Here is a 25,333-nt window from a genome sequence, read left to right as displayed (position 1 = left end):
AAGGAGATATCCACGATGAAGCTGCAAACCTGGCTCGCCGGTTTGCTGCTCGCGGTCACGGGCCTGGCCCGTGCCGCCGATGCAGCACCTGGCGGCTACCTGTTCGCCCACATGACGCACGCCCGCTACGGCGTGCTGCACTACGCCGTCAGCACCGACGGCCTGCACTGGAAGCGTCTGAACAAGGGCAAGGCCGTCAACGAGGAGTACCACGGCCACCCGTCCATCGTGCAAGGTGGCGATGGGCGCTACTACCTCGTCGGCAACCAGAGCGACGAAGACCCCGAGATCCGTTTCTGGGTCTCGGACGATCTCGTGAAGTGGACCAAGTTCGGCACCTACAAGCCCGACCTCGCGACCTTCGTGGGCCAGCCGCACCCGCTGCAGCGCATCGGCGCGCCCAAGCTGTTCTTCGACAAGGCGAGCAAGCAGTTCGTGCTGATGTGGCACACGCCCAACGTGCCCGGCTCGCCGGACGACCCCGAGCGCTACTGGGCCAGCCAGCGCACGATGGTCGTCACGTCGAAAGACCTGCGCGAGTTCACGGGGCCACCCAAGCGCCTGTTCGACTGGGACATGGCGACCATCGACGTTTTCCTCGTCGACAACCCGGCGGGTGGCTACTGCGCGGTGGTGAAGGACGAGCGCTTCCCGTCGTACAACTGGACCACGGGCAAGACGGTGCGCATGAGCTGCAGCGCGCACCTGCTGGGGCCGTATCCGGAGCCGGGGCCTTCACTCAGCCCGGCATTCCGCGAGGCGCCCACGCTGATCCGCGCGCCCAACGGCGCGGACTGGTTGCTGTACTACGAGCAGTACGCGGGGACGAGCTACGGGCTGTCGATGGCGCCGCGGCTGGAAGGGCCTTGGATCGAGGTCTGGGGCAACTCGGGCGTCAAGGAATGGAACCGCTTCGAGATGCCGGCGACGCTGCGGCACGGCTTCATGATGGCCATCACGCCGCAGCAGCTGGATGCATTGCAGAAGGCGTACCCCGAGTGAGGCGAAGGCCGGCCTTGGCCGGCCGGCTTATCGCAGGGCCGTGATCTGCGGCTCGGCCGACGAGCGGCTGGACTTGCGCCACAAGGCCACCGCCACATGCCCCACGAGGCCGAGGCCCAGCAGCATCAGCGCACCGACGCCCCACACCAGCCAGGCCAGCAGCGTGACGCCGCCCGCCAGCGACGGCAGCGCGCCGGCCAGCGCCTGCAGCTGGGGCGTCAGCGTCTCGACCGTGCCGATCAGCCACTCCGCCGCCGGCACGGGCAGCCAGGCGGTCAGGGCCTCGGGCAAGGTCCAGTCGCCCGAACCCAGCACGTCCGCCTGCGACAGCAGGGCGGTCAGCAGCGACTGCGCCGCCATGACCAGCCCGGACCACAGCGCCAGCAGCAGCAACACCAACAACCATCCGACAAGCAACACCATGACAAGACCTCCAGCCCTAAGCAAGCCGCAGTGTGTCCGCGTTGCCTGCGCTGTAGAAGGGGCTCAGGCCGCAGCCAGTCTTCCGCAAAACCGAAGCTGCGGCGTCAGGGGACCCGCGCAAGAACCGGCTTGAGGGCCACCCCCGTGTGGCTGCCCGACGCCACCACCGCCTCGGGCGTGCCTTCGATGACGACACGGCCACCCGCATCGCCGCCTTCCGGCCCCAGGTCCAGCACCCAGTCTGCCTCGGCGACGACGTCCAGGTCGTGCTCGATGACGACCACCGAATGCCCGCCCGCCACCAGCCGGTGCAGCACGCGGATCAGCTTCTCGACGTCCGCCATGTGCAGGCCCACGGTCGGTTCGTCCAGCACGTAGAGCGTGTGCGGCGCCTTCTGGCCGCGGCGGGTCACGTCGTCCCGCACCTTGACCAGCTCGGACACCAGCTTGATGCGCTGCGCCTCGCCGCCCGACAAGGTCGGTGACGGCTGGCCCAGCGTCAGATAGCCCAGCCCCACGTCCTTCAGCAACTGCAGCGGGTGCGAGATGGACGGCATGGCCGCGAAGAATTCGACCGCCTCGTCGACCTCCATCGCCAGCACGTCGCCGATGCTCTTGCCGCGCCAGCTGACGCCCAGCGTCTCCGGGTTGAAGCGCTGGCCGTGGCATTGGTCGCAGGGCACCTTCACGTCCGGCAGGAAGCTCATCTCGATGGTCTTCATGCCCTGGCCCTCACAGCCCGGGCAACGGCCCTGGCCGGTGTTGAAGCTGAAGCGGGCCGGCGCGTAGCCGCGCGCCTTGGACTCCAGCGTCTCGGCGAACAGCTTGCGGATGGCGTCCCAGAAGCCGATGTAGGTGGCCGGGCAGGAGCGCGGCGTCTTGCCGATCGGGGTCTGGTCGACCTCCAGCACGCGGTCCACCTGCGCATGGCCTTCGATGCCGTCGCAGCCGGTCCACTTGGCCGGCGCCTTGCGCAGCGGCACGGCCACGGCCATGTTGGCCAGCAGCACGTCGCGCGCCAGCGTGGACTTGCCGGAGCCGGACACGCCCGTCACCGCCACCAGGCGGTGCAGCGGCACGTCCACCGTCACGGCCTTCAGGTTGTGCAGCGCCGCGTTGAGCACGCGCAGCTTGGGTTCATCGGCCGCTATGGGCCGGCGCGCCTGCAGCGGGTGGATCAGCGGGTGCGCGAGCATGCGGCCGGTCGTCGATTCGGGCTGCAGCGCCAGCTGCGCCGCCGTGCCCTCGGCCACCACGCGGCCGCCGCGTTTGCCGGCGCCGGGGCCGATGTCGATGATGTGGTCGGCGCGGCGTATGGTGTCCTCGTCGTGCTCGACGACCACCAGCGTGTTGCCCTTGTCGCCCAGCGTCGCCAGCGCCTTCAGCAGGATCTGGTTGTCGCGCGGGTGCAGGCCGATGGTCGGTTCGTCCAGCACATAGCAGACGCCTTGCAGGTTGCTGCCCAGCTGCGCGGCCAGGCGGATGCGCTGCGCCTCGCCGCCCGACAGCGTGGGCGCCGCGCGATCCAGCGTCAGATAGCCCAGGCCCACTTCCTCCAGGAACTCCAGCCGGCCCAGGATCTCGCTGACGACGTCGCGCGCGATGTCGGCGTCGCGGCCTTCCAGGTGCAGGCCGCGCACCCAGTCGCGCGCATCGCCCACGCTCCAGGCGGCGACTTCGCCGATGCCCTTGTGCTCGAACTCCACCGAGCGCGCCGTCGCGTTCAGCCGCGTGCCGTGGCACTCGGCGCACGCCGCGTCGGTCAGGCCTTCGACCTCGGCCTCCTCGGACGGGAAGCTCTGCTCGCGGCCGCGGTTGTCGTCGCTCTGCACGCTGTCGTCCAGTGCCTTGCGCTGCTCGCGCGTCAGCGCCAGGCCCGTGCCCACGCAGCTGGTGCACCAGCCATGCTTGGAGTTGTACGAGAACAGCCGCGGGTCCAGCTCGGGGTAGCTGGTGCCGCAGACCGGGCAGGCGCGCTTGGTCGAGAACACCTTGACCTGGCCGATGCCGGCGCCGGTCTGGCCGTCGGCCAGCGCGTCGCTGAGGCCGTCCAGCGGCGTCAGCAGGTGCAGCACGCCCTTGCCGATGTCCAGCGCCTTGGCCAGCAGCTCGCGCAGCTCGGCCTCGCGCTCGGGCGCGATGACGAGGTCACCGACCGGCAACTCCAGCGTGTGCTCCTTGAAGCGGTCGATGCGCGGCCAGGGCGACGTGGGCAGGAACTCGCCGTCCACGCGCAGGTGCGTGTGGCCGCGGCCCTTGGCCCATTTCGCGAGGTCCGTGTAGACACCCTTGCGGTTGACCACCAGCGGCGCCAGCAGGCCCACATGCTGGCCGCGGTAGTCGCGCATCAGCTGCGCGGCGATGGACTCCACGCTTTGCGGCCGCACTGGCGCGCCGTCGTGCACGCAGTGCTGCACGCCCAGCTTCACGTACAGCAGGCGCAGGAAGTGCCAGACCTCGGTCGTCGTCGCGACCGTGCTCTTGCGGCCGCCGCGCGACAGGCGCTGCTCGATGGCGACTGTCGGCGGAATGCCCCAGACCGCGTCCACCTCGGGCCGGCCGGCCGGCTGGACGATGCTGCGCGCGTAGGCATTCAGCGATTCCAAGTAGCGGCGCTGGCCCTCGTTGAACAGGATGTCGAACGCGAGCGTGGATTTGCCGGAGCCCGACACGCCGGTGACGACGTTGAACTTGCCGCGCGGGATGTCGACGTTGACGCCCTTCAGGTTGTGCTCGCGCGCGTTGACGATGCGGATGGACTCTTCCGTCATGCGCCGCGCGCGCAGCAGCGACTGCAGCGGGCGGCCTTCCTCCACGACCGTGGCCGGGCGGTCCATGTGCAGCGCATAGTCGCGCAGCGCCGCGGCGGTGTGCGAGGTGGCGTGCCGGGTGATCTCTTCCGGCGTGCCGACGCAGACGACCTCGCCGCCGGCCTCGCCGCCTTCGGGGCCCAGGTCCACCAGCCAGTCGGCCGCGCGGATCACGTCGAGGTTGTGCTCGATGAGGATCAGCGAGTGGCCCGCGCTCAGCAGCTTGCGCATCGCCCGCATCAGCTTGGCGATGTCGTCGAAGTGCAGGCCGGTGGTCGGCTCGTCGAACAGGAACAGCGTGCCCTTCTTGGCGACGCCGAACCGCGGGCTCGCCGCGGCCTCGGCCAGGAAGCCGGCCAGCTTGAGCCGCTGCGCCTCGCCGCCCGACAGCGTCGGCACCGGCTGGCCCAGCTTCACGTACTCCAGCCCCACGTCGACGATGGGCTGCAGCTTGGCCACCACCGCGCGGTGGTCGCTGAACAGGTGGACCGCCTCGGCCACGGTCAGGTCCAGCACGTCGGCGACGCTCAGGTCCCGGTCCTTCAGTGCGAGCTTGGCGTCCAGCATCTCGGCACGGAAGCGCTTGCCGTCGCAGTCCGGGCAGCGCAGGTAGACGTCGCTGAGAAACTGCATCTCGACGTGTTCGAAGCCCGAGCCGCCGCAGGTGGGGCAGCGGCCGTCGCCGGCGTTGAAGCTGAACATGCCGGCCGTGTAGCTGCGCTCCCGTGCGATGGGCGCGTCGGCAAACAGCTTGCGGATCTCGTCGAACGCGCCGACGTAGCTGGCCGGGTTGGAGCGCGCCGTCTTGCCGATGGGCGACTGGTCCACGAACACAGCGTCGGCCAGGAAGTCCGCGCCCAGCAGGCGGTCGTGCGCGCCCGGTGTCTCGGTCGCCTTGCCGAACTGGCGGGCCAGCGCCGGGTAGAGCACGTCCTGCATCAGCGTGCTCTTGCCCGAGCCGGACACACCGGTCACGACGACCAGGCGCTGCAGCGGGAACTCGACGGACACGTTCTGCAGGTTGTGCTCGCGCACGCCTTCGAGGATGAGCTTGGGCGTGGACTCGTCCACCAGCCGCTTCAGTCCCATGCCCACATGCTTGCGGGCGCCCAGGTAGGCGCCGGTCAGCGTGTCGGCCGCGCGGATCTGCTCGGGCGTGCCGTCGAAGACGATCTCGCCGCCGCGCTCGCCCGGGCCGGGGCCCATGTCGATCAGGCGGTCGGCCGCCAGCATGACCGCCGGGTCGTGCTCCACGACCACCAGCGTGTTGCCCGCGTCGCGCAGCCGCTGCATGGCCTGCACGATGCGGCCCATGTCGCGCGGGTGCAGGCCGATGCTGGGCTCGTCCAGCACGAACAAGGTGTTGACCAGCGACGTGCCCAACGCCGTCGTCAGGTTGATGCGCTGCACCTCGCCGCCGGAGAGCGTGCGGCTCTGGCGGTCCAGCGTCAGGTAGCCCAGGCCCACGTCGCACAGGTAGCGGCTGCGGTGGCGGATCTCATCCAGCAGCAGCTTCAGCGCCTCGTCCAGCATGGAGCTGGGCAGCTGCAGGCCGTCGACGAAGTCGCGCAGGCGCTGGATGGGCAGCTGCATCAGGTCGTGCAGGGACAGGCCCGGCAGCGCCTTCAGCTGCTCACGCGTCCAGTCGACACCTACCGGCAGGAAGCGCTGCGCCGCCGGCAGCGCGGTGTCGGCCAGCGCCTTGGCGCCCACGCGCCACAGCAGCGCTTCGGTCTTCAGCCGCGCGCCACGGCAGCTGGGGCACTCGGTGTAGCTGCGGTATTTGGACAAGAGCACGCGGATGTGCATCTTGTAGGCCTTGCTCTCCAGGTAGTCGAAGAAGCGTTTGACCCCGTACCACTGCTTGTTCCAGTTGCCGTTCCAGTTCGGCGTGCCGCCGATGACCCACTCATGCTGCGCGGGGCTCAAGTCCTTCCACGGCGTGTCGCGCGGGATGCCGGCCTCGCCGGCGTACTTCAACAGGTCTTCCTGGCAGTCCTTCCAGGCCGGCGTCTGCATGGGCTTGATGGCGCCGTTGCGCAGCGTCTTGCGGTCGTCGGGGATGACCAGCCCCAGGTCCACGCCGATGACGCGGCCGAAGCCGCGGCAGGCCTCGCAGGCGCCAAAGGCCGAGTTGAACGAGAACAGCGCCGGCTGCGGGTCGGCGTAGCGGATGTCGCTGTCGGGACAGTGCAGGCCGGTCGAAAAACGCCAAAGTGTTGCGCCATCGTCACCCACGTGAACATTCACCCGGCCCGCGCCGCGCTTCAAACTGAGCTCGATGGCCTCCATCGCGCGCTGCTTGTCGGCGCCCTGGATGCGGAAGCGGTCGGCCACGACATCCAGCACTTTTTTGCCTTCGACGTCGCGCTCGCCCTGCACGCGGGTGAAGCCGCTGGCCGACAGCCATTGCTCGACTTGCGCCGCCGTCGTGTTGGCCGGCAGTTCGATGGGGAAAGTCAGCACCAATCTGGGATCGTCCGCCGCCGTGCGGGCCATCAGTTCCGCATAAATGCTCTGCGCCGTGTCATGCTTGACCGGCAGCGCCGTCTTGCGGTCGAACAGCTCGGCCGCGCGCGCATAAAGCAGCTTCAGATGGTCGTTCAGCTCCGTCATGGTGCCCACCGTGGAACGGCTGGTGCGCACCGGATTGGTCTGGTCTATGGCGATCGCGGGCGGCACGCCGTCCACCCGGTCCACGGCGGGGCGGTCCATGCGGTCCAGGAACTGGCGCGCGTAGGCCGAGAATGTCTCCACGTAGCGCCGCTGCCCTTCGGCGTACAGCGTGTCGAACACCAGGCTGGACTTGCCGGAGCCGCTGGGCCCGGTCACCACGGTCAGCTCGGCGGTGCGCAGATCCAGGTCGAGGTTCTTGAGGTTGTGCTGCCGAGCGCCTCGGATGCGGATCAGACCGTCAGACATTGATGGGGGCCAAAACGACAAAGGCGAGCAGTGTAGGGAGACGCATGGACAAAAACTGTCAGCACACCTTGCCGACCAACGGTCGATTCACGCCGCGTGAGCGGCCAAGGCTGACCGCAAACGTGGGGCTTGCCATTGCGCGCGGACGCTTGCTGAGGCAACAATGGGTCACGCCTCTTGCCGGGCGCATAACAACAACGTCATCGAGGACATGGGGATGGACAACTCAAGGCTGCCTGCTGAAGTGCTGATGCACCCGATCTGGCTGAGCGCCGCCTCAGGCGGTGGTGCAGGGGGTGATCCGTCTCGAAGCGAGTCCGATGGCCCGGCGGCGGGTCAGCGCCAACCCCAGGTGCTGCTGGTCGAAGACAACCACATCAACCAGGTCGTCGCGCTGGAGTTCCTGTCGCTGATGGGCGTGCAGGCGCGCCTGGCCAAGAACGGGCTGGAAGCGCTGGCCGCCTGTGCCGAGGCGGCGCCTGACCTCGTGCTGATGGACATCCAGATGCCCGGCATGGACGGCCTGGAATGCGCCCGCCGCATCCGTGCCCAGCAGCGCGAGGGCAAGCTGCCCAACTTCCCCATCCTGGCGCTGACCGCCCATGCGCTGGACGCCGACGTGGCCGCCAGCATGGATGCCGGCATGGACGAGCACTTGACCAAGCCGCTGGACTTCGTCGCGCTGCGCACGCGGCTGCAGCGGTGGCTGAAGCTGCCCCAGGCTAACTAGCCCCTTGCCTGGGCTCGCCGCGCTGAACGCGGGCGTGCCCAGTCGGTCTTGCAGACCGCGCTGCGGCAGTGCCGCAGCATTCACCACCGCCGCGACGCTGTTGTCAGCCGGCCGGCACGTACACGTAGCCGACGTTCCTCACCGTCTTGATGACCTCCGGCTTGTCCGGGTTGCGTTCCACCTTGCGGCGCAGGCGCATGACGCGCAGGTCGATGCTGCGGTCGAACACGTCCCAGCCGCGGTTGTGCGCCTGCTCCATGATCTGGTCGCGGTTCAGCGGGCGGTTGGGGTGGCGGGCGAACAAGGCCAGCAGGTCGAACTCCGCGGCCGTGATGTCGATCTCGGCGCCGTCCGTGCCGTAGAGCTTGCGCTGGGCCAGGTCCAGCTGGCAGGCACCAAAGACCACGCGTTCGGGATCTGCTGCGGCCGCGGCCGGCGCGGTGGGGACCTGCAGGCGACGCAGCACGGCGCGTACGCGCGCCAGCAGCTCGCGCAGCTCGAAGGGCTTGGCGACGTAGTCGTCCGCGCCCATCTCCAGGCCGACGATGCGGTCGATGGCCTCGCCGGCCGTCGTCAGCATCAGCACGGCCAGGCGCGGGTGCGTCTCGCGCAGCGAACGGGCCAGCGACAGGCCCGACTCGCCCGGCATGTTGATGTCCAGCACGGCCACGTCCGGCACGCGCTGGGCCACTTGCGCGCGAGCAGCGGCGGCGTCCTCGGCCTGCATGACCGTGAAGCCGTTGCGGCCGAAGTACTCGGCCAGCAGCGCGCGCAGTTCGGGCTCGTCGTCGACGAGCAGCACGGTGGGTGTGATGTCAGGCATGGCGCCGAATGATAGGCAGGCGCGCCCCGGCACGGCGTGGGGCTGAAACAAACGCAACACAAGCCCGCCGGGCCTGAAGCCGTGCTGAAACGCGCGCTGCCGACAGTGGCGACACCCCAACCGAAAGACCGCCATGAACTACCGCAGCGACAACCCCCACACGGACTGGCCGGAAACCATGGCCGTCACCTACCGCAGCGAGGCCTTCGCTGAAGACCTCGAAAACACAGCGCCCGCGACCAGCCGCTGGCCTGTGCTCGAGCGACTCCTCGCGGCGCTGCCGTTCCTGTGCCTGTTCGCCCCCGTCGCCGACGCCTACCTGATCCATTGAGAGGCCCACCATGACCCCGCACCAGATCCACCTCATCCGCAGCAGTTTCGAGCCGCTCAAGCCGCTGGCCGCCTCGGTGGCCGAGGCCTTCTATGCCCAGCTGTTCGCCCGTGACCCGGCGCTGCGCGCGCTGTTCCGCGGCGGCGACATGAGTGAGCAGGGCGCGCGCCTGATTCAGATGCTCGCCGCCGCCATCGACCTGCTGGACCGGCCCGCCACGCTGCGGCCCGTGCTGCTGCGCCTGGGCCAGCGCCACACCGTCTACGGTGTCGTCGATGCGCACTACGCCTGCGTCGGCGCGGCACTGCTGGACACGTTGGCCGTCGGCCTGGGCGACGGCTTCACGGCCGAGGTGCGCGAGGCCTGGACGACGATGTACGGCCATGTCGCACAGACCATGCAGGAAGGCGCCGCCCACCCGGCCACGCTGGCCGCCTGAGCGTCCTTATCATCCGCCGCGATCCAGGAGTGCTGGACGGACAGGGCCGAGATGACCGAAGACATTCATTTCCATCCCACGCCCGACGCCGGCGTGGGCGAACTGGGCGATGTGCTGCAGGCCACGCTGCCGCTGCTGTCGCAGCTGTTGGAAGCCGTGCCGGCGCGCGTGGTTGTCATCGACGTGAACGAGCGACTGGTGTGGGCCAACCAGGAGTTCTTCCGTTTCACGCGCCTGCATCCCAAGCAGGTGCTGACCCAGCCCATCGGCCGCATCATTGGCGAGTCGGCCTACGCCAGCTACAACGCCGTGCGCTCGCGCCTGGCGAATGGCCAGACCGTCGCCTGGGAGGGCTGGACCGAACTGGCCGGCATGGGGCGGCGCTACATGCGCGAGCACCTGGTGCCGGTGAACGTCGTCAACGGCGTGCCGCAGGCCACCGTCGTCATGAGCCTGGACCTGACCGAGTTGAAGCGCCGCGACGCCGAGCTGTCGGCCAAGGTCGCCGAGCTGGAGGCCAGCGAGGCCTTGAAGTCGTCCATCTTCGACAACGCGATGGCGGCGCTGGTGTCCACCGACGAGACCGGGCACATCGCCGAGTTCAACCCGGCCGCGGCGGCCATGTTCGGCATCGCGCGCGAACAGGCGCTGGGCCGCTCGGTGGCCGACGTGATGATCCCGCCGCGGCTGCGCCAGGCGCACGACGCCGGCATGGCCCGCGTGACGGCCGGCGGCGAACAGCGTGTCATGGGTCGGCGCGTCGAGATGCCGGCGCTGCGTGCCGACGGCAGCGAGTTCCCCGTCGAGATGGTGCTGTGGCGCACGGCCGTCGGCAGCCAGACCTATTACACGGCGTCGCTGTTTGACCTGTCCGAGCGCGAGGCCGCGCAGAGCGAGATCGAGCGCCAGCGCGAGGCGCTGCGCCAGAGCGAGAAGCTGACGGCCATGGGCAGCCTGCTGGCCGGCGTGGCGCATGAGCTGAACAACCCGCTGTCCATCGTCATGGGCCGCGCGGCGCTGCTGGCCGAGAAGATGGGCGGCAACCCGCTGGCTGCCGATGCGCAGCGCATCCACGAGGCGGCCGAGCGCTGCGGCCGCATCGTGCGCACCTTCCTGAACATGGCGCGCAGCCGCCCGGCCAACCGCAGCGAGGTGGCGCTGAACGACCTGGCCACCGCGGCCATCGACATGCTGGCCTATGTGCTGCGCAGCCACGGCATCGCCGTCATGCTGGACCTGCTGCCGGGCCTGCCGCCGGTGAAGGCCGACGCCGACCAGATCGGCCAGATCGTGCTCAACCTCATCGTCAATGCGCAGCAGGCGCTGGGCGCGCGCGACCACGGCCGCCGCCTGACCGTGTCCACGGGTCTGGCGCCCATGACCGAGGGCGACCGCCGCCGCGTGCCGCGCGTGTGGCTGCGCGTGCGCGACAACGGCCCCGGCATCACGCACGAATTGCGCGAGCGCATCTTCGAGCCCTTCTTCACGACCAAGAGCGAGGGCGTCGGCACCGGCCTGGGCCTGGCCGTGTCGCGCTCCATTGCGCGCGACCACGGCGGCGAGCTGACGCTGCAGGACGAGGAGGGCGGCGCCTGCTTCTGCCTGCAGCTGCCCGTCAGCGGCGAGCCCGAGGCCAGCGAGACCGAGCCGGTGCCGCTGGCCGACACCGACGAGCGCAGCGCCCGGCTGCTGGTGGTGGACGACGAGCCCGAGATTGCCGAGCTGATCGGCGAAATGCTGGGCGGCGCGGGCTACGAGGTGATGACGGCCGAGTCCGGTGCCGTGGCGCTGGCCATGCTGGCCGAGGCCCGCTTCGACGCCATCGTCAGCGACCTGCACATGCCCGAGCTGGACGGCGCCGGCCTGTGGCGCGAGGTCAAGCGCAGCCACCCGGCGCTCGCGCGGCGCATGCTGTTCGTGACTGGCGACACCTTGTCGCCGACGGCCCGCCAGTTCCTCAACGAGGCACGCTGCGACAGCCTGAACAAGCCCTTCTCCAAGCAGGAGCTGCTGGCCCGCGTGACGGCGCTGTTAGAGGCTTGAACGCCACCGCGCGGCGACCATAATCGCCCCGCACAAGACCAACGGAGACAAGCCGATGAAGCGACGCACGCTGCTGCCTGTGATTCCCGCGCTGTTGAGCCCCTGGGCGGCGCAGGCGCAAGGCACCAAGCCCCTGACCTGGATCGTGCCCTTTCCTGCCGGCGGCGGCACCGACGCCTTCGCGCGGCCGCTGGCCGCGATGCTGACCAAGCAGATGGGCCGCCAGGTGCTGATCGACAACAAGGGCGGTGCCGGTGGCACGGTGGGCGCCGGCGTGGCGGCCAAGCTGGCGCCGGACGGCAGCAACTTCTTCATGGGGGCCGTGCACCACACCATCGCGCCGTCCATGTACCCCAAGCTGGACTACCGGCTGGAAGAGGATTTCGTGCCCGTGGGCCTGCTGGCCAGCGTGCCGCAGGTCATCGTCGTGCATCCGGGGCAGGTGCCCGTCACCGACCTGAAGGGGTTGCTCGCGACGGTGCGCGCCAAGCCCGGCAAGCTGAACTACGCGTCGGCCGGCAACGGCACGTCGCACCACCTGGCCGGCGAGCTGTTCAAGCTGCAGACCAAGACCTTCATCACTCACATCCCCTACCGCGGTGCGGGCCCCGCGCTGCAGGACCTGATCGCGGGCCAGGTGGACCTGATGTTCGACGGCCTGGGCTCGTCGGCCAGCCACATCAAGGGCGGGCGCATCAAGGCGCTGGCCGTCGCGGGCAAGCAGCGTGCCGTGGGCTTCCCCGACGTGCCCACGGCCGCCGAGGCCGGCGTGCCGGGCTACGAGGTGTCGACCTGGTACGGCCTGTGGGCGCCCAAGGGCACGTCCAAGGAAGCGGTGTCGGCCATGCAGGCCGAATTGCGCAAGGCCTTTGCGGCGGAGGAGATCCGCAACATCTGGCACGGCCTGGGCGCCGAGACGCCCAACCTGTACGGCGACGCGTTCGGCCAGTTCGTCAGCGCGGAGGCCAAGCGCTGGGCCGAGGTGGTCAAGCGTTCCGGCGCCAAGCTGGACTGAGCGATGAACCTGTTCAGCGCGCTGCGCGCCGGCTTCCCGGCCGACCTCGACACCACTGCCATCGACGCCGAAGGCGCGCTCTATTCGTGGCGCGACCTGGAGCGCGGCAGCGCCATGCTGGCCAACTGGCTGGGCCGGCTGGACCTGGCCCCAGGCAGCCGCGTCGCGGTGCACGCGGACAAGAGCGTCGAGGGCCTGATCCTGTACCTGGCCGTGCTGCGTGCCGGCCTGGTGTACCTGCCGCTGAACCCGGCCTACCAGGCCAGCGAGCTGGAGCACTTCATCACCGACGCGTCGCCCGGCGTGGTCGTCTGTGCCGGCAAGAACTTCGGCTGGGTCAGCAAGCTGGCCTTCCAGCGCGGCGTGCGCTGGGTGTTCACGCTCAACGACGACCGCACCGGCACGCTGCTGGACCGCGCCGTGCAGATGAGCGACCAGCACGAGCCGGCGTCTCGCGGCGCCGACGACCTGGCCGCCATCCTGTACACCAGCGGCACGACCGGGCGCAGCAAGGGCGCCATGCTCAGCCACGGCAACCTGCTCTCCAACGCGAAGACGCTGAAGACCTACTGGGATTGGCGGCCCGATGACGTGCTGCTGCACGCGCTGCCCATCTTCCACGTGCACGGCCTGTTCGTCGCGTCGCACGGTGCGCTGCTGAACGGCAGCAAGATGCTGTGGTTCAACAGGTTCGACGCCGGCTCGGTCGCGCGCCGCCTGCCCCAAGCCACCGTCTTCATGGGTGTGCCCACGCTCTACGTGCGGCTGCTGCAGGAGCGCACGCTGGACACGCGCCACATGCGGCTGTTCATCAGCGGTTCGGCGCCGCTGTTGATCGAGACCTGGCGCGACTGGCAGGCCTGCACCGGCCACCTGATCCTGGAGCGCTACGGCATGAGCGAGACGCTGATGCTGACCTCCAACCCCTGCCGGCCCGAGGACGGCGAGCGCGTCGGTGGCACTGTCGGCAAACCGCTGCCGGGCGTGGGCCTGCGCATCGTGCGCGACGACGGCCAGGCTTGCGCCGCCGACGAGATCGGCCATGTGCAGGTGCGCGGTCCCAATGTCTTCAACGGCTACTGGCAGATGCCGGAGAAGACGGCCGAGGAATTCACGCCGGACGGCTGGTTCCGGACCGGCGACGTCGGCCGCGTGGATGCGCGCGGCTACCTGACGCTGATCGGCCGCAGCAAGGACCTCATCATCAGCGGCGGCTTCAACGTCTACCCGGCCGAGGTCGAGGGCTTCCTGAACGAGCTGCCCGGCGTCGGTGAATCGGCCGTCATCGGCGTGCCGCACCCGGACTTCGGCGAGGCCGTCGTGGCCGTCGTCACGCCGCATGGTCAGGTCGATGCCGACGCGCTGATCGCGGCCTTGAAAGCGCGCATCGCCGGCTTCAAGGTGCCCAAGCGCGTCATCGTCGTGCCCGAGCTGCCGCGCAACGCGATGGGCAAGGTGCAGAAAAAGCTGCTGCGCGAGCAGCACGCGGCGCTGTTCGCGCCGGGCGCCTGATCTCCGCTCGCCCGCGGCGGGGCCGCGCGTCACAATGGTCCGGGCCTCTGCGCCCGTAGCCGATGAGCGCACCCGCCCCCTCCACCCCGCCACCGGCGCCCGAGGCTGCCCAGCAGCAGCTCGCGCGTCAGCGGCAGCGCCGTGAGCGCGCGCTGCTGCTGGCGCCGGCGCTGGCCTTCGGCCTGGTCATCCTGACGCTGTGGGCCTTGGTGGCCTGGTATGTCGTCGAGCGTCCGCGCGAGCTGCTGGCCGATCAGCGTCAGGGGCTGGCCGGGGCCGTGCGCACCATCGGCATGCAGACCGAGCCGGTGCTGCGCCAGGCCGAGTCGGCGCTGCGTGTCGTCGACCTGTGGCTGCTGGCCCATCGCGGCGACGATGCTCCGCTGGCCGACCCGGCGTTGATCCAGCTCGCCGAGGTCGTGCGCGGCAACTCGCGCCAGCTGGTGGACGTGATGCTGGTGGCCCGTACCGGCAAGCTGCGGCGGTTGCAGGCGGGTGCCGAGGGCGACAGCGCCAGCATCGAGGGCAGCGCCGCCTTCGCCCAGGTGTCGGGACTGGTGCCCGAGGGTGTTGTGCTGGGACTGCCGCTCAAGCTCGGCGGCCGGCTGGACGACGGCCATGCCCGCCTGCCGCTGTTGATGCGCCTGTCGCGCCCGCTGGACGACCACGACATGGTGCTGGCTGTCGTCGACCTGCAGCGGCTGCGCGACGTGCACAGCCTGTTCACGCCGGGGCCGCTGGCCTCGCTGGTGCTGGTGCGCACCGACGGCGTCACGCTGTCGCGCCAGCCCGAGGTGCCCGGCTTCGTCGGCCGCAACATGTTTGACGAGTTCCCGTCACGTCGCAAGGACCTGAACGACAACGAGGGCTTCTTCGCCAGCACCGGCGCGGCCAGCGATGGCCGCCGGCGCATGGGGGCCTTCGTCACGCTGGCCGATTTCAACCTCAAGATCCTGCTGTCCGACACCGAGGATGCGGCCCTCGCCGCCCACCGTCGCCAGCGCGCCTTCATCCTCGTCGTGGCGGCGGTGGCGACGCTGGGCCTGCTCGTGCTGGCGCGCTGGCTCAGCCAGCTGCAGCGCGCTGCACGGCTGCGCGAGGCCGCGCTGCAGGCCACCAGCAATGCCATCCCGCTGGGCCTGTTCCGCTGCGACGAGACCGGCCGCATGGTCTACGCGAACGACAGCTATCTGCGCGTGCACGGCATCCGGCGCGAGGACCTGGCCTGGGGCTGGACCACGCTGGTGCAGCCCGAGCACCGCGACATGCTGATCCAGCGCTGGAAGCACCACGTCGCGACCGGCGAGCCCGTCGACATGGTGCGCAAGATGCGGCGCGCCGACGACGGCCGCGTGCGCTGGATCGCCGTGCGCACGGCGCCGCTGTACTTCGACGGCCAGGTGGCCGGCCAGGCCGGCACCGTCGAGGACGTGACCGAACGCGGCGAGCAGGAGAAGGCGCGCCAGACGCTGGCCGCCATCTTCGACATGACGCCCGACATCGTCTGCCAGGCGCGCGCCAACGGCGACGTCATCTACATGAACCCCGCCGCGCGCGCGCGCTTCGGCCTGGCGCCCGATGCCGGCCTGGGCAGCGCGCGCGTGGAGCGGTTCTTCTCGGAGCAGCAGATCGACGCCTACCAGAAGCTCGTGCTGCCGGCCGCGCTGCGCGACGGCCACTGGCGCGGCCGCACGCAGGTGCAGCTCGGCGGCGACAGCGTGCCCATGGACCTCACCGTGCTGGCCCACCGCGACCTGCGCGGCCGCACGGAAACCGTCTCGGTCATCCTGCACGACGTGTCCGAGCAGGCGCGCGCGCAGCGCGAGCGCGCACGCAGCGAGGCCATGCTGCTGGCCGTCGCGCACACGGCTCGGGCGCAGTTCATCGTCGGCGACAACGAGGCGCGCGTCATCTTCTTCAACGCCGCCTTCGAGCAGCCGCGCGGCATCAAGCTGCAGGACTGGGTCGGCCGGCCGCTGGTCGAGCTGTTCGGCACCACCGAGTACGAGTTGCGCGCGCCGTTGATCGCTGCGGCGTTGGCCGGCGAGACCTGCCACCTTGGCGTGACCGAAGGCCCCGGGCGCGACGCGCGCAGCTTCGACGTGCAGTACGCGCCGCTGCGCGTGCAGAGCGGCCAGATCGAAGGTGTCATTGGCATCGAGCTGGACGTGACCGAGGCGCGTCGCGAAGAGGCGCGCCTGCGGCTGGCGTCGCAGACCGACGCGCTGACCCAGCTGCTGAACCGTGCCGGCTTCGAGGACGGCGCGCGTCGCCTGCTGGCCGCGCCGGCCACGCAGCGCCTGGCACTGCTGTACCTCGACCTCGACAAGTTCAAGCCCGTCAACGACCAGCACGGCCACCCGACCGGCGATGCGCTGCTGAAGGCTGTCGCGCTGCGCCTGCGCCATGCACTGCGCCCGGGCGACCTGGTCGCGCGGCTGGGCGGCGACGAATTCGCCGTGCTGCTGCCGCAGCTGCACGAGGCTGCCGACGCCGCCACCGTGTCGGCCAAGCTGGTGCATGCGCTCAGCACGCCTTATCACATCGGCGAGCTGGAGCTGGAGATCGGCGTCAGCATCGGCTACGCGGTGGCGATGGCGGGTGGCGCGGGCCTGGAGGCGTTGCTGGCCAGCGCCGACGCCAGCCTGTACGAAGCCAAGCGCGCCGGGCGCGGGCGCTACCGTGGCGGCGAACTCACCGCCTAGGCCGCAACGCCGTTCTTGATCTCGTCCAGCGCCAGCTGCAGCACGCGCGCGTCGCTGCTGGCGCGGTGGCGGTTCAGCCGCTGGCGCTGGCGCACGGACTCGGTCACGCCGCGCCAGCGCTGCGCCTCCTGCTCGTTGAGCAGCCGGCGCAGGTCGTCCAGCCGGAAGCTGGGCTGCAGGCCGGCGGCGTCGTACAGGCGGGCCAGCCAGGGATAGTCCTGGCCCCAGCCGTCGCAATAGACCGTCTGGCCGCGCAGCCGGGCATTGATCTGCTCGGCCATCCACAGCGCCGGCCGGCCGTGGCGGCTCAGCAGCGCGCGGCTGATGCCGTGCAAGGCCTCGGCGCGCTCGTCCCAGTGCTGCCAGTCGGGCTCGGGTCGGATCAGGCCGCAGAACAGCGCGCCGTCAGTGCCCACGAAGCCGACCTCGATGGGGTAGCTGCCGCGGCCGAACCCGGAGGCTTCGATGTCGAGGATGGCGGGCATCTGCATTGGGGCCGAGTTTGTCAGGCCGGACGCAGAAGTTACACAGGGTTGTCGCCGAGCCGTCAGCCCGGCTCGTTCTCGATCACCTGCTCACGCTCGAACAGCTGCAGCGCCGCGCGTCCGACCTGGCGCGTGTCCCACCAGGCATAGGCGCCCACGCCCGCTGCGCCGACCAGCGGTACCCAGCGCGAGAGCGCCCGGCTGGCGGCCTGCTTGCCCAGGTGCATGCCGACGGCCGCGGCCGCACGCTGAAGCAGGGCCTGCGCGGCCGGCCGCACGATGACGCGCTCGCCGACGCGCACCGTCAGGTCGCGCAGGGCCTGCGCCGCCGTGTGGCGGAACAGGCACCACAGCATCTGCGTGGGCCCCAGCTCGGCGCTGCGGCCGTAGATGGCCGCGATGTCGGCCACGAGCTGGCGCTGGATCTGCCAGACGGCGGTCATCTCCGGCAGGATGGTCGCCCAGCCCAGCGGCCCCGCGGGCAAGGCCAGCGCGCTCGCGGCCAGGGCGGCCTTGCTGGCGGCGCTGTCGATGGCGCGCGCCGCCGCGTCGCCCGGGCGTGGGCTGGGCACGCAGTCGGGCTCCGGCGGCTGCGTCACCAGCGCCAGGACCCTGTTGCTCAGACTCGCATCACTTCCCATGCCTGTACTCCGTGGTCATCGTTGCGGCGTTGTGGCGCAAATGCGCCTTGCGTTGCGTCAGCAGAATGGCACAGACTCGCACACCGCGCATCCCTACAGAGCCGAGATGCCCGCTGCGCGGCCCGAGCCTTGTTCAGCAACGCACTCACAGGGAGCCTACGCATGAACCTCCTCACCAACCTGCGCATCGGCCGACGCCTCGGTCTGGCGTTCGCGATCTCCATCGCCTTCACCGTGCTGATGGCCGCCTATGCCCGCACGGCGCTGATCCGCGTCAACGACGAACTGGCCATGATGGTCGATGACCGCATCGTCAAGGTCCATCAGCTCGAGGAGATCAAGGACAACGTCAATCTGACGGCGCAGGCGGTGCGCAACGTGCTGCTGCTGCCCAACGTGGAGGGCAAGCGCAAACAGCTGGCGACGGTCGAGGCTGTCGCCAAGCTGACCCAGGAGGTGTTCGAGAAACTCGACGCGAGCATCAAGTCCGAGCGCGGCCGTCAGCTGATGGCCTTGGCCGTGCAGCAGCGCGGCCAGTTCGTCGTCTCCGTGCGCAAAGTCATCGACCTGGGCATGAAGGACGAGACCGAAGCGGCGCGCGACCTGCTGCTGGGTGAAACCGAAGGCCTGCAGGCACAGTATTTCAAGGCGCTGGAGACCTTGATCGACTTCCAGAAGGACCTGATGCATGCGGCGGCCAGAACGGCCGACGACACGGTGGACTTCGCCGCCATCGCCGTCGTGGTGGCTGCCGTGGCCGCCATCGCCATCGGCGCGGCGATGGCGCTGCTGATCACGCGCTCCGTGGTGACGCCCATCCAACAGGCCGTCAACGCCGCCGAGACCGTGGCCGGCGGCGACCTGCGCCTGCGCCTGGTCACGGACCGCAAGGACGAGGCCGGGCTGCTGTTGGGCGCGCTGCAGCGCATGAACGACTCGCTGGTGAGCATCGTCGGCGCGGTGCGTGGCAATGCCGACAGCGTCGCCACCGCCAGTGGCCAGATCGCCCAAGGCAATGCCGACCTGAGCCAGCGCACCGAGCAGCAGGCCAGCAACCTGCAGGAGACGGCGGCCTCCATGGAGGAGTTGAGCGCCACCGTCAACCACAACACCGACACCGCCCGCCAGGCCGCCCAGCTGGCCACCAGTGCCGCGCGCGTGGCCGAGAGCGGCGGCCAGGTCATGGGCCAGGTCGTCGAGACGATGGACCAGATCACGACCAGCTCCAAGAAGATCGCCGACATCATCGGCACCATCGACGGCATCGCCTTCCAGACCAACATCCTGGCGCTGAACGCGGCGGTCGAGGCCGCGCGGGCCGGCGAGCAGGGGCGGGGCTTTGCGGTCGTGGCCGGGGAGGTGCGCCTGCTCGCCCAGCGCAGCGCCGAGGCGGCGCGCGAGATCAAGGCCTTGATCGGCGCCAGCGTCGAGCGCGTGGAGGCTGGCAACACGCTGGTCGGCGAGGCCGGCCGCACGATGGGCGAGGTCGTCAGCCAGGTGCAGCGCGTGGCCGACCTGATCAGCGAGATCAGCGCCGCCAGCGGCGAGCAGAGCAAGGGCATTGGCCAGATCGGCGAGGCCGTCAACCAGCTCGACCAGGTCACGCAGCAGAACGCCGCCCTCGTCGAGCAAAGCGCCGCCGCCGCCGAGAGCCTGCGCGCCCAGGCGCGCCAGCTTGCCGAGACGGTGTCCGCCTTCAAGCTCGATGCCGCCGCGGCGCCCCGGCCGGCCGCGGCGAAAGCGCCCAGGCCCAAGGCGGTCTTCGCACCCAAGGCCGCGGCCAAGCCCATGGCCAAGGCGGCACCCGTGCGCGCCTTTGCGGCGACGGTGTCGCCCGTGGCCCCCGCCGCGCCGGCCGCCGCTGCCGCGGCCGACGACGAATGGACCTCCTTCTAGTTGAGCGAACATCGGGCCCCTGATCTCAGGAGCCCCCGATGCAGACCCTTCCCTGGCGCGGCGTCTTCCCCGCCGTCACCACCAAGTTCCACGCCGACGAAAGCCTGGACTTCGCCGGCACGGCACGCCACATCGACTTCCAGGTCCGCAACGGCATCCACGGTGTCGTCTGCTGCGGTTCGCTGGGCGAGGCCAGCACGCTGGCGCTGGACGAGAAGCTGGCCGTGGCGCGCTGCGCGCTGGATGCCGCCAACGGCCGCGTGCCGGTGCTGGCCACCGTGTCCGAGACCAGCACGCGCGAGGCGCTGCGCTTCATCGAGGGCGCCAACGCGCTGGGCGTGGCCGGCTACATGGTCATGCCGTCGGTCATCTACGTGGCCGACGCACGCGAGGCCATGGCCAATGTGCGCGCGTACGCCAATGCGGCCCAGCGGCCGCTGATGGTCTACAACAACCCGGTCGCGTACCGCGTGGACCTGAAGCCGGAGCACTTCGCCGAGCTGGCCGGCGGTGCGCACAGCGAGCACATCGCCGCCATCAAGGAGAGCAGCGGCGACGTGACCCGCATCACCGACCTGCGCAACCTGCTGGGCAACCGCTACCAGCTCTTCATGGGCGTGGACGACCTGGCCTTCGAGGGCCTGGCGCTGGGCTGCGACGGCTTGCTGGCCGGCGTGGGCTGCGCCTTCCCGCGCGAGACGGTGGCGCTGTTCGACCTGATGCAGGAAGGCCGCTGGGACGAGGCGCGCGCCATCTACCGCTGGATGACACCGCTGCTGCACCTGGACGTGTCGACCAAGCTGGTGCAGAACCTGAAGCTCATCGACGTGCTGGTGGGCGTGGGCACGGAGCACATGCGCCGGCCGCGGCTGCCGCTGGTGGGCGTGGAGCGCGAGCGGGTTGAAACGCTGGTCGCGCGGGCGCTGGCGACGCGGCCGGCGCACTGCCAGTCCCGGCCATGAAGCGCATCCAGATCATCGACTCGCACACTGGCGGCGAGCCGACGCGGGTCGTCATCGACGGCTTTCCCGACCTCGGCACGGGCACCATGGCTCAGCGACGCGAGTTGCTGGCGAGCGAGCACGACCGCTACCGCCGCGCGACGCTGCTGGAGCCGCGCGGCAGCGACGTGCTGGTGGGCGCGCTGCTGTGCGCACCGGCCGACCCGGCGCACGCGGCCGGTGTCATCTTCTTCAACAACGCCGGCTACCTGGGCATGTGCGGCCACGGCACGATCGGCCTGGTGGCGACGCTGGCCCACCTGGGGCGCATCGCGCCGGGCGAGCATGTCATCGAGACGCCGGTAGGCGACGTGCGGGCCACGCTGCATGCCGACGGCAAGGTCAGCGTGCGCAACGTGCCGGCTTACCGGCTGACGGCTGACGTGGCCGTGACGCTGCCGACGGGCCAGGTCGTGACCGGCGACATCGCCTGGGGCGGCAACTGGTTCTTCCTGTGCGCCGACCATGGCCAGGTCGTGGCCCCCGAGCGCGTCGCCGCGCTGACCGACTACGCCGCCCAGCTGGGCGAGGCCTTGCACGCCCAGGGCCACCGCGGCGCGGACGGCGCCGTCATCGACCACATCGAGCTGTTCGCCGCTGCCGACCCGGCGCTGGCTGACAGCCGCAGCTTCGTGCTGTGCCCCGGCCGCCAGTACGACCGTTCGCCCTGCGGCACCGGCACCAGCGCCAAACTGGCCTGCCTGGCCGCGGGCGCGAAGCTCGCGCTGGGCGAGGTCTGGCGCCAGGCCAGCGTCATCGGCAGCGTCTTTGAAGGCTGGTACGACGTCCCAGTGGGTGACGCGGCAAGCATCGTGCCCACCATCCGCGGCCAGGCCTTCATCAGCGCGGAGGCGACGCTGCTCATCGACGCGGCCGACCCCTTCGGCTGGGGCCTGCCCGGCCCCGGCTGATGCAATGCCCCTATCGCGGGCATTGAAATCTGGGACTGCAGCGGCGCGACCGCGACGGCAAACTTGGGGCGTCACGCCGGGTCCACGAGGCCGGGCGGCTGTCGTTGGAAGGAGCTGTCGAGCATGCAGTCGGAGCAAGCCACGCTGTCCCGGCCACAAGGCCCCAAACCACAACCGGCGGTACACCCGCCCCCCGTCCTGCGCGAACTGCTCGCGCGGGCCGATGTGCAGATCAATGGCACGCGGCCCTGGGACATGCGCGTCAATGACGCCCGCGCCTACCGCCGCATCCTGACGCAATGGTCGCTGGGTGCCGGCGAGGCCTATGTCGACGGCGACTGGGACTGCGAGCGGCTGGACATGATGTTCGAGCGCCTGCTGCGCGCCGAACTGGACCGCACCGCCCCCGGCACCGCGCGGCTCAAGCTGCTGCTGGAGAGCCTGCGCCAGCGCCTGTTCAACCTGCAGACGGAGGAACGCGCGCACCAGGTCGGCGAACACCATTACGACGCCGGCAACGACGTCTTCGAGGCCATGCTGGACTCGCGCATGATCTATTCCTGCGCCTACTGGGCCAACGCCCACGACCTGGAGCAGGCCCAGGTCGACAAGCTGGACATGATCTGCCGCAAGCTGGAGTTGCAGCCTGGCGAGACGCTGCTGGACATCGGCTGCGGCTGGGGCGGCCTGGCGCGCTTTGCCGCCGAGCGCTATGGCGTGCGCGTGACCGGCATCACCATCAGCAAGGAGCAGCTGGCCATCGCCCAGCAGCGCTGTCAGGGCCTGCCCGTCACGCTGCTGCTGCAGGACTACCGTTCGCTGCAGGGTCGTTTCGACAAGGTCGTGTCGGTGGGCATGTTCGAGCATGTGGGGCTGAAGAACTACGGCGTCTACTTCGACACCGCGCGTCGTCTGCTGGCGCCGGACGGCCTGTTCCTGCTGCACAGCATCGGCGTGGACCGCCGCGCGCCGCACACGGACCCGTGGATAGAGCGCTACATCTTCCCCAACGGCAAGCTGCCGTCGCCCGTGGAGCTGGCCGGCGCGCTGGAGGGCCGCTTCGTCGTCGAGGACTGGCACAACTTCGGGCCCGACTACGACCGCACGCTGATGTGCTGGGCCGAGCGCTTCGAGGCCGCCTGGGCCCGGCTGAGCTCGCGCTACGACGAGGGCTTTCGCCGCATGTTCCGTTACTACCTGCTCAGCTGCGCCGGCTTCTTCCGCTCGCGCCAGGGCCAGCTCTGGCAGCTGGTCCTGAGCCGGCCGGAGCGGCGCGAGGTTTACCGGTCGTTCCGGCCCGCTTGACGCTCACAGCGCCACGGTGCGGCCGACGAACAGGATGGGCCCGGTCGGGCGGCCGATGGGCGAGCCGGCCTCGGGCTCCAGCGTGATCTCGAACAGCTGCTGCGCGCCCACGGCGGGCAGGCGCGCCACCGGCATCTCCACCGTCTGGCCGGCGCGCACCAGGCCCAGCGACGTGGGGCCGGCCGCGCCCTGCGGCTTGGTCCAGAACTGCAGCGCGCGGCCCGGCGGCACGGGCGGGCTGTCGCCCACCGGCACCAGGCGCAGCGTGTGGCCCGCCTGCAGCTCCACCACCCAGCCGGTGGCGCGGCGCTCGTCCGGGCTTTCCAGCAGCGCGATGTAGCGCGGCCCGTCGGCCGCCGGCAGCGGCGCGAGCAGGCGCAACGCCAGCAGCAGCGACGCGGCGACGCCGACGGCGCTGAGGCCTTGCCAGAAGCGCAAGCCCTGCCACCACGGGGGGCGCGCTTCGCGCGGCTTGCCGGGCGGCGTGCGGCTGTCCAGTTCGACGGACACGCGCGTCCACAGCGACGCTGCTGGCTCGACAGCGGGCGCCTGCGCGCTCAGCGGCAGCAGCCGGTCCTGCCAGGCGTACACGGCGGCGCGCAGCGCGGCGTCGCGCGGCAGCGCGGCGGCGACGGCGGCATGGTCCTCGGCGCTGAGCGTGCCCAGCACGTACTCGCCGGCCGCGGCGTCGCGCTCGTCGGGGTCGTGCAGCGCGATCACGCCAGGCACTCCTTCAGGCTCGCCAGGCTGCGCTTGATCCACGACTTGACGGTGCCCAGCGGCGTGTTCAGCCGCGCGGCGATCTGCTCGTGCGTGTAGCCGTCCACGAAGGCGTGCATCACGCAGGCGCGGCGGGGCGCATCCAGCCGCTGCAGGCAGCGTTCCAGGCTGTCGGCGTCCAGCCCGCGGTCCTCGCCGGCGCCGTCATCACGCTGCCGCGCGTCGGACAAGGCGGTCAGTTCCGTCACGTCCATGACCTGCAGGCGGCCGGGCTCGCGCGCGGCCTTCAGCGCGGCGTGGCGCACGACGGTGTAGACCCAGCCGCGCCCGGAGCCCAGCGCGGGCTGGAAGGTGGCGGCATGGTCCCAGACCTGCATGAAGGCGTCGTGCAACACGTCCTCGGCCCGTTCGCGGTCGCGCACGATGCGCAGTGCCACACCCAGCAGCCAGCGCGCCTCGCGCTCGTACAGCGCGCGCAACGCAAAGCGCTCGCCCCGCGCGCAGGCGAGCAGCGCGGCTTCGTAGTCGAACGGAGGTTGCGGGGTGGGCAAGGCGGATCGGGGCTGGGCAGGTCGCGCGGACTCTAGCCCAGCCCAGGTGCCCAGGTCAGGCGGCTTTCCAGAAGATGTAGTCGGCCTGGTACTTGACGATCTCCTTGCGGCCCACGCCGGCGGCGTCGCAGGGCAGGGCCGGTGCCACGCCGCCCTGCGTGGCCACGCGCTGCACGAAGGTCACGTCCATCATGGCGCCGGGACCCGAGGCCGGGTTGGCCTTGACGAGCTGCAGCGGGATGTTGCCGGCCGTGTGGGGCGACACGGCGACCTGCGTGCCGGTGAACTTGGAGCCGTCATTGGCCACCCAGGTGGCCGGCGGGCCGAAGTAGCTGCCCAGCTTGGCGCCGGTGCGGCTGTTCAGGTCTGCCTTGGGGCCGACGAACACCCACTCGAACGCGCCCGCCATGTTGGCCTTGGCGCGGCATTCGTAGGTGATCTCGCCCACGCCGACGGTTTCCAGCGCGACGCGGTGGCCGGCCGGCACCTTGACGGCATCCGGCAGCGCGGCCTGGCTGAAGACGGGCGCGGGCGGGGTCATGCCGGCGCAGGCGGACAAGGCGACGACGGCGAACAGCGTCAGGGCGGTGGCAGCGGTTTTCTGCATGGTGAATCTCCAGAAGTTGGGGGGTAGCAAGACCGGTGTGGCCGAAGCTCACCCTCCCACTAGCCGCCAGCGCCGGCCTTGGATGCAGAGAGCTGAAAAATATTTCTTGCGGCCTCAGTCGCCCCGGCCGAGGTAGGCGCGGATGGCGGCGATGCGGCCGTCGCTGTCGAGGTCGAACACGTCGACGACGAACAGCGTGTCGCGCCCGTTGACGACGATCTTCAGCTCGGCCGCCGCGCCGCCCGGGCGCTCGTAGGCGGCCAGCACGTCGATGCCGATCTGCTGCGCGGCCGCGAAGTTCTTGCGTGTCTCTTCCAATGCCGCGGCCTTGCCGACGACGCGGATCTTCCAGTCGCGCAGCGTGACGTCGTCGGCCAGCAGCGGCGCGATGGCCGCGAGGTCGCGCGCCGCATAGGCCGCCAGGTAGGCGTGGACGAGGTCCAGGGTCTTGTTGCTCATCA

General features: G+C 70.5%; 21 protein-coding genes. 12 read left to right on the top strand and 9 right to left on the bottom strand.

Annotated elements, in window-relative coordinates:
• Positions 1-15 precede the first annotated feature (15 nt).
• On the top strand, positions 16-1,002 hold the full coding sequence (locus tag AC1D29_RS11940; RefSeq protein WP_477897491.1) for a glycoside hydrolase family protein: 987 nt from the start codon (positions 16-18) through the stop codon (positions 1,000-1,002).
• A gap of 27 nt (positions 1,003-1,029) precedes the next feature.
• Here the strand turns inward: AC1D29_RS11940 and AC1D29_RS11935 are convergent, their stop codons facing one another.
• Both AC1D29_RS11935 and uvrA read right to left on the bottom strand, forming a co-directional pair.
• Positions 1,030-1,425: a hypothetical protein gene (locus AC1D29_RS11935; protein ID WP_477897489.1), complete on the bottom strand. Its 396-nt coding sequence runs from the start codon at positions 1,423-1,425 to the stop codon at positions 1,030-1,032.
• Positions 1,426-1,529: 104 nt separating this feature from the next.
• A complete protein-coding gene (gene uvrA / locus AC1D29_RS11930) occupies positions 1,530-7,157 on the bottom strand; it encodes an excinuclease ABC subunit UvrA (RefSeq protein WP_477897487.1) in 5,628 nt (1,875 codons plus the stop codon).
• A 163-nt stretch (positions 7,158-7,320) separates the two neighbouring features.
• Here uvrA and AC1D29_RS11925 point away from each other — a divergent pair, with 163 nt between their 5' ends.
• Positions 7,321-7,887, top strand: coding sequence for a response regulator (locus tag AC1D29_RS11925; RefSeq protein WP_477897485.1), 567 nt, complete (start codon positions 7,321-7,323; stop codon positions 7,885-7,887).
• A 103-nt stretch (positions 7,888-7,990) separates the two neighbouring features.
• On the opposite strand, the gene AC1D29_RS11920 is transcribed toward AC1D29_RS11925, so the two are convergent.
• On the bottom strand, positions 7,991-8,710 hold the full coding sequence (locus AC1D29_RS11920; protein WP_477897483.1) for a response regulator: 720 nt from the start codon (positions 8,708-8,710) through the stop codon (positions 7,991-7,993).
• 133 nt (positions 8,711-8,843) lie between these two features.
• Between AC1D29_RS11920 and AC1D29_RS11915 the strand changes: the two genes are divergently transcribed.
• From AC1D29_RS11915 to AC1D29_RS11890, 6 genes are all read left to right on the top strand, one after another.
• Positions 8,844-9,041, top strand: coding sequence for a hypothetical protein (locus tag AC1D29_RS11915; RefSeq protein WP_477897481.1), 198 nt, complete (start codon positions 8,844-8,846; stop codon positions 9,039-9,041).
• Positions 9,042-9,051: 10 nt separating this feature from the next.
• A complete protein-coding gene (locus tag AC1D29_RS11910) occupies positions 9,052-9,480 on the top strand; it encodes a globin family protein (RefSeq protein WP_477897479.1) in 429 nt (142 codons plus the stop codon).
• A gap of 51 nt (positions 9,481-9,531) precedes the next feature.
• Positions 9,532-11,523: a hybrid sensor histidine kinase/response regulator gene (locus AC1D29_RS11905; RefSeq protein ID WP_477897477.1), complete on the top strand. Its 1,992-nt coding sequence runs from the start codon at positions 9,532-9,534 to the stop codon at positions 11,521-11,523.
• A 55-nt stretch (positions 11,524-11,578) separates the two neighbouring features.
• Positions 11,579-12,538 carry a Bug family tripartite tricarboxylate transporter substrate binding protein gene (locus AC1D29_RS11900; protein ID WP_477897475.1) on the top strand — a complete coding sequence of 320 codons (960 nt, stop codon included), beginning with the start codon at positions 11,579-11,581 and terminating at the stop codon, positions 12,536-12,538.
• A 3-nt stretch (positions 12,539-12,541) separates the two neighbouring features.
• Positions 12,542-14,050, top strand: a complete 1,509-nt coding sequence (locus AC1D29_RS11895) for a malonate--CoA ligase (protein ID WP_477897473.1) — start codon at positions 12,542-12,544, stop codon at positions 14,048-14,050.
• Between the two features lie 62 nt (positions 14,051-14,112).
• Entirely contained in the window at positions 14,113-16,755 is a 2,643-nt protein-coding gene (locus AC1D29_RS11890; RefSeq protein WP_477897471.1) for a diguanylate cyclase domain-containing protein, read from the top strand.
• Here AC1D29_RS11890 and AC1D29_RS11885 read toward each other — a convergent pair.
• Positions 16,752-17,240, bottom strand: a complete 489-nt coding sequence (locus AC1D29_RS11885) for a 3'-5' exonuclease (protein WP_477897469.1) — start codon at positions 17,238-17,240, stop codon at positions 16,752-16,754. The two genes, AC1D29_RS11890 and AC1D29_RS11885, sit on opposite strands and share 4 nt — an antisense overlap.
• A gap of 62 nt (positions 17,241-17,302) precedes the next feature.
• Positions 17,303-17,881 (bottom strand): hypothetical protein, encoded by a 579-nt coding sequence (locus tag AC1D29_RS11880; protein WP_477897467.1) that lies wholly within the window; start codon positions 17,879-17,881, stop codon positions 17,303-17,305.
• 162 nt (positions 17,882-18,043) lie between these two features.
• Between AC1D29_RS11880 and AC1D29_RS11875 the strand changes: the two genes are divergently transcribed.
• The 4 genes from AC1D29_RS11875 to cfa all read left to right on the top strand — a co-directional run bounded on the left by AC1D29_RS11875 (position 18,044) and on the right by cfa (position 22,994).
• On the top strand, positions 18,044-19,777 hold the full coding sequence (locus AC1D29_RS11875; RefSeq protein WP_477897465.1) for a methyl-accepting chemotaxis protein: 1,734 nt from the start codon (positions 18,044-18,046) through the stop codon (positions 19,775-19,777).
• A 38-nt stretch (positions 19,778-19,815) separates the two neighbouring features.
• Positions 19,816-20,739 (top strand): dihydrodipicolinate synthase family protein, encoded by a 924-nt coding sequence (locus tag AC1D29_RS11870; protein ID WP_477897463.1) that lies wholly within the window; start codon positions 19,816-19,818, stop codon positions 20,737-20,739.
• Entirely contained in the window at positions 20,736-21,689 is a 954-nt protein-coding gene (locus tag AC1D29_RS11865) for a 4-hydroxyproline epimerase (RefSeq protein WP_477897461.1), read from the top strand. The genes AC1D29_RS11870 and AC1D29_RS11865 overlap by 4 nt, the downstream gene beginning before the upstream one ends.
• 123 nt (positions 21,690-21,812) lie before the next feature.
• Positions 21,813-22,994 (top strand): cyclopropane fatty acyl phospholipid synthase, encoded by a 1,182-nt coding sequence (cfa, locus tag AC1D29_RS11860; RefSeq protein WP_477897459.1) that lies wholly within the window; start codon positions 21,813-21,815, stop codon positions 22,992-22,994.
• Between the two features lie 3 nt (positions 22,995-22,997).
• Here the strand turns inward: cfa and AC1D29_RS11855 are convergent, their stop codons facing one another.
• The 4 genes from AC1D29_RS11855 to AC1D29_RS11840 all read right to left on the bottom strand — a co-directional run bounded on the left by AC1D29_RS11855 (position 22,998) and on the right by AC1D29_RS11840 (position 25,331).
• Complete coding sequence (locus AC1D29_RS11855; RefSeq protein ID WP_477897457.1) at positions 22,998-23,714, bottom strand: anti-sigma factor; 717 nt, start codon at positions 23,712-23,714, stop codon at positions 22,998-23,000.
• Positions 23,711-24,265 carry a sigma-70 family RNA polymerase sigma factor gene (locus AC1D29_RS11850; protein ID WP_477897455.1) on the bottom strand — a complete coding sequence of 185 codons (555 nt, stop codon included), beginning with the start codon at positions 24,263-24,265 and terminating at the stop codon, positions 23,711-23,713. Before AC1D29_RS11850 ends, AC1D29_RS11855 begins: the two co-directional genes overlap by 4 nt.
• Before the next feature lie 55 nt (positions 24,266-24,320).
• Positions 24,321-24,872 (bottom strand): DUF3455 domain-containing protein, encoded by a 552-nt coding sequence (locus tag AC1D29_RS11845; RefSeq protein ID WP_477897453.1) that lies wholly within the window; start codon positions 24,870-24,872, stop codon positions 24,321-24,323.
• A 114-nt stretch (positions 24,873-24,986) separates the two neighbouring features.
• Positions 24,987-25,331: a nuclear transport factor 2 family protein gene (locus tag AC1D29_RS11840; protein WP_477897451.1), complete on the bottom strand. Its 345-nt coding sequence runs from the start codon at positions 25,329-25,331 to the stop codon at positions 24,987-24,989.
• Positions 25,332-25,333 lie beyond the last annotated feature (2 nt).

The sequence above is a fragment of the Roseateles sp. P1_C6 genome, from assembly GCF_056406315.1.
This window is presented reverse-complemented; position numbering and strand designations above follow the sequence as displayed.

What these genes read in the sequence shown, in the direction of transcription:
- AC1D29_RS11915 (WP_477897481.1), top strand. Translation starts at nt 8,844, where the DNA reads ATGAACTACCGCAGCGACAACCCCCACACGGACTGGCCGGAAACCATG.
- AC1D29_RS11885 (WP_477897469.1), bottom strand. Translation starts at nt 17,240, where the DNA reads ATGCCCGCCATCCTCGACATCGAAGCCTCCGGGTTCGGCCGCGGCAGC.
- uvrA (WP_477897487.1), bottom strand. Translation starts at nt 7,157, where the DNA reads ATGTCTGACGGTCTGATCCGCATCCGAGGCGCTCGGCAGCACAACCTC.
- AC1D29_RS11840 (WP_477897451.1), bottom strand. Translation starts at nt 25,331, where the DNA reads ATGAGCAACAAGACCCTGGACCTCGTCCACGCCTACCTGGCGGCCTAT.
- AC1D29_RS11865 (WP_477897461.1), top strand. Translation starts at nt 20,736, where the DNA reads ATGAAGCGCATCCAGATCATCGACTCGCACACTGGCGGCGAGCCGACG.
- AC1D29_RS11925 (WP_477897485.1), top strand. Translation starts at nt 7,321, where the DNA reads ATGGGTCACGCCTCTTGCCGGGCGCATAACAACAACGTCATCGAGGAC.
- AC1D29_RS11890 (WP_477897471.1), top strand. Translation starts at nt 14,113, where the DNA reads ATGAGCGCACCCGCCCCCTCCACCCCGCCACCGGCGCCCGAGGCTGCC.
- AC1D29_RS11895 (WP_477897473.1), top strand. Translation starts at nt 12,542, where the DNA reads ATGAACCTGTTCAGCGCGCTGCGCGCCGGCTTCCCGGCCGACCTCGAC.
- AC1D29_RS11940 (WP_477897491.1), top strand. Translation starts at nt 16, where the DNA reads ATGAAGCTGCAAACCTGGCTCGCCGGTTTGCTGCTCGCGGTCACGGGC.
- AC1D29_RS11920 (WP_477897483.1), bottom strand. Translation starts at nt 8,710, where the DNA reads ATGCCTGACATCACACCCACCGTGCTGCTCGTCGACGACGAGCCCGAA.
- AC1D29_RS11880 (WP_477897467.1), bottom strand. Translation starts at nt 17,881, where the DNA reads ATGGGAAGTGATGCGAGTCTGAGCAACAGGGTCCTGGCGCTGGTGACG.
- AC1D29_RS11870 (WP_477897463.1), top strand. Translation starts at nt 19,816, where the DNA reads ATGCAGACCCTTCCCTGGCGCGGCGTCTTCCCCGCCGTCACCACCAAG.
- AC1D29_RS11935 (WP_477897489.1), bottom strand. Translation starts at nt 1,425, where the DNA reads ATGGTGTTGCTTGTCGGATGGTTGTTGGTGTTGCTGCTGCTGGCGCTG.
- AC1D29_RS11905 (WP_477897477.1), top strand. Translation starts at nt 9,532, where the DNA reads ATGACCGAAGACATTCATTTCCATCCCACGCCCGACGCCGGCGTGGGC.
- AC1D29_RS11875 (WP_477897465.1), top strand. Translation starts at nt 18,044, where the DNA reads ATGAACCTCCTCACCAACCTGCGCATCGGCCGACGCCTCGGTCTGGCG.
- AC1D29_RS11845 (WP_477897453.1), bottom strand. Translation starts at nt 24,872, where the DNA reads ATGCAGAAAACCGCTGCCACCGCCCTGACGCTGTTCGCCGTCGTCGCC.
- cfa (WP_477897459.1), top strand. Translation starts at nt 21,813, where the DNA reads ATGCAGTCGGAGCAAGCCACGCTGTCCCGGCCACAAGGCCCCAAACCA.
- AC1D29_RS11910 (WP_477897479.1), top strand. Translation starts at nt 9,052, where the DNA reads ATGACCCCGCACCAGATCCACCTCATCCGCAGCAGTTTCGAGCCGCTC.
- AC1D29_RS11900 (WP_477897475.1), top strand. Translation starts at nt 11,579, where the DNA reads ATGAAGCGACGCACGCTGCTGCCTGTGATTCCCGCGCTGTTGAGCCCC.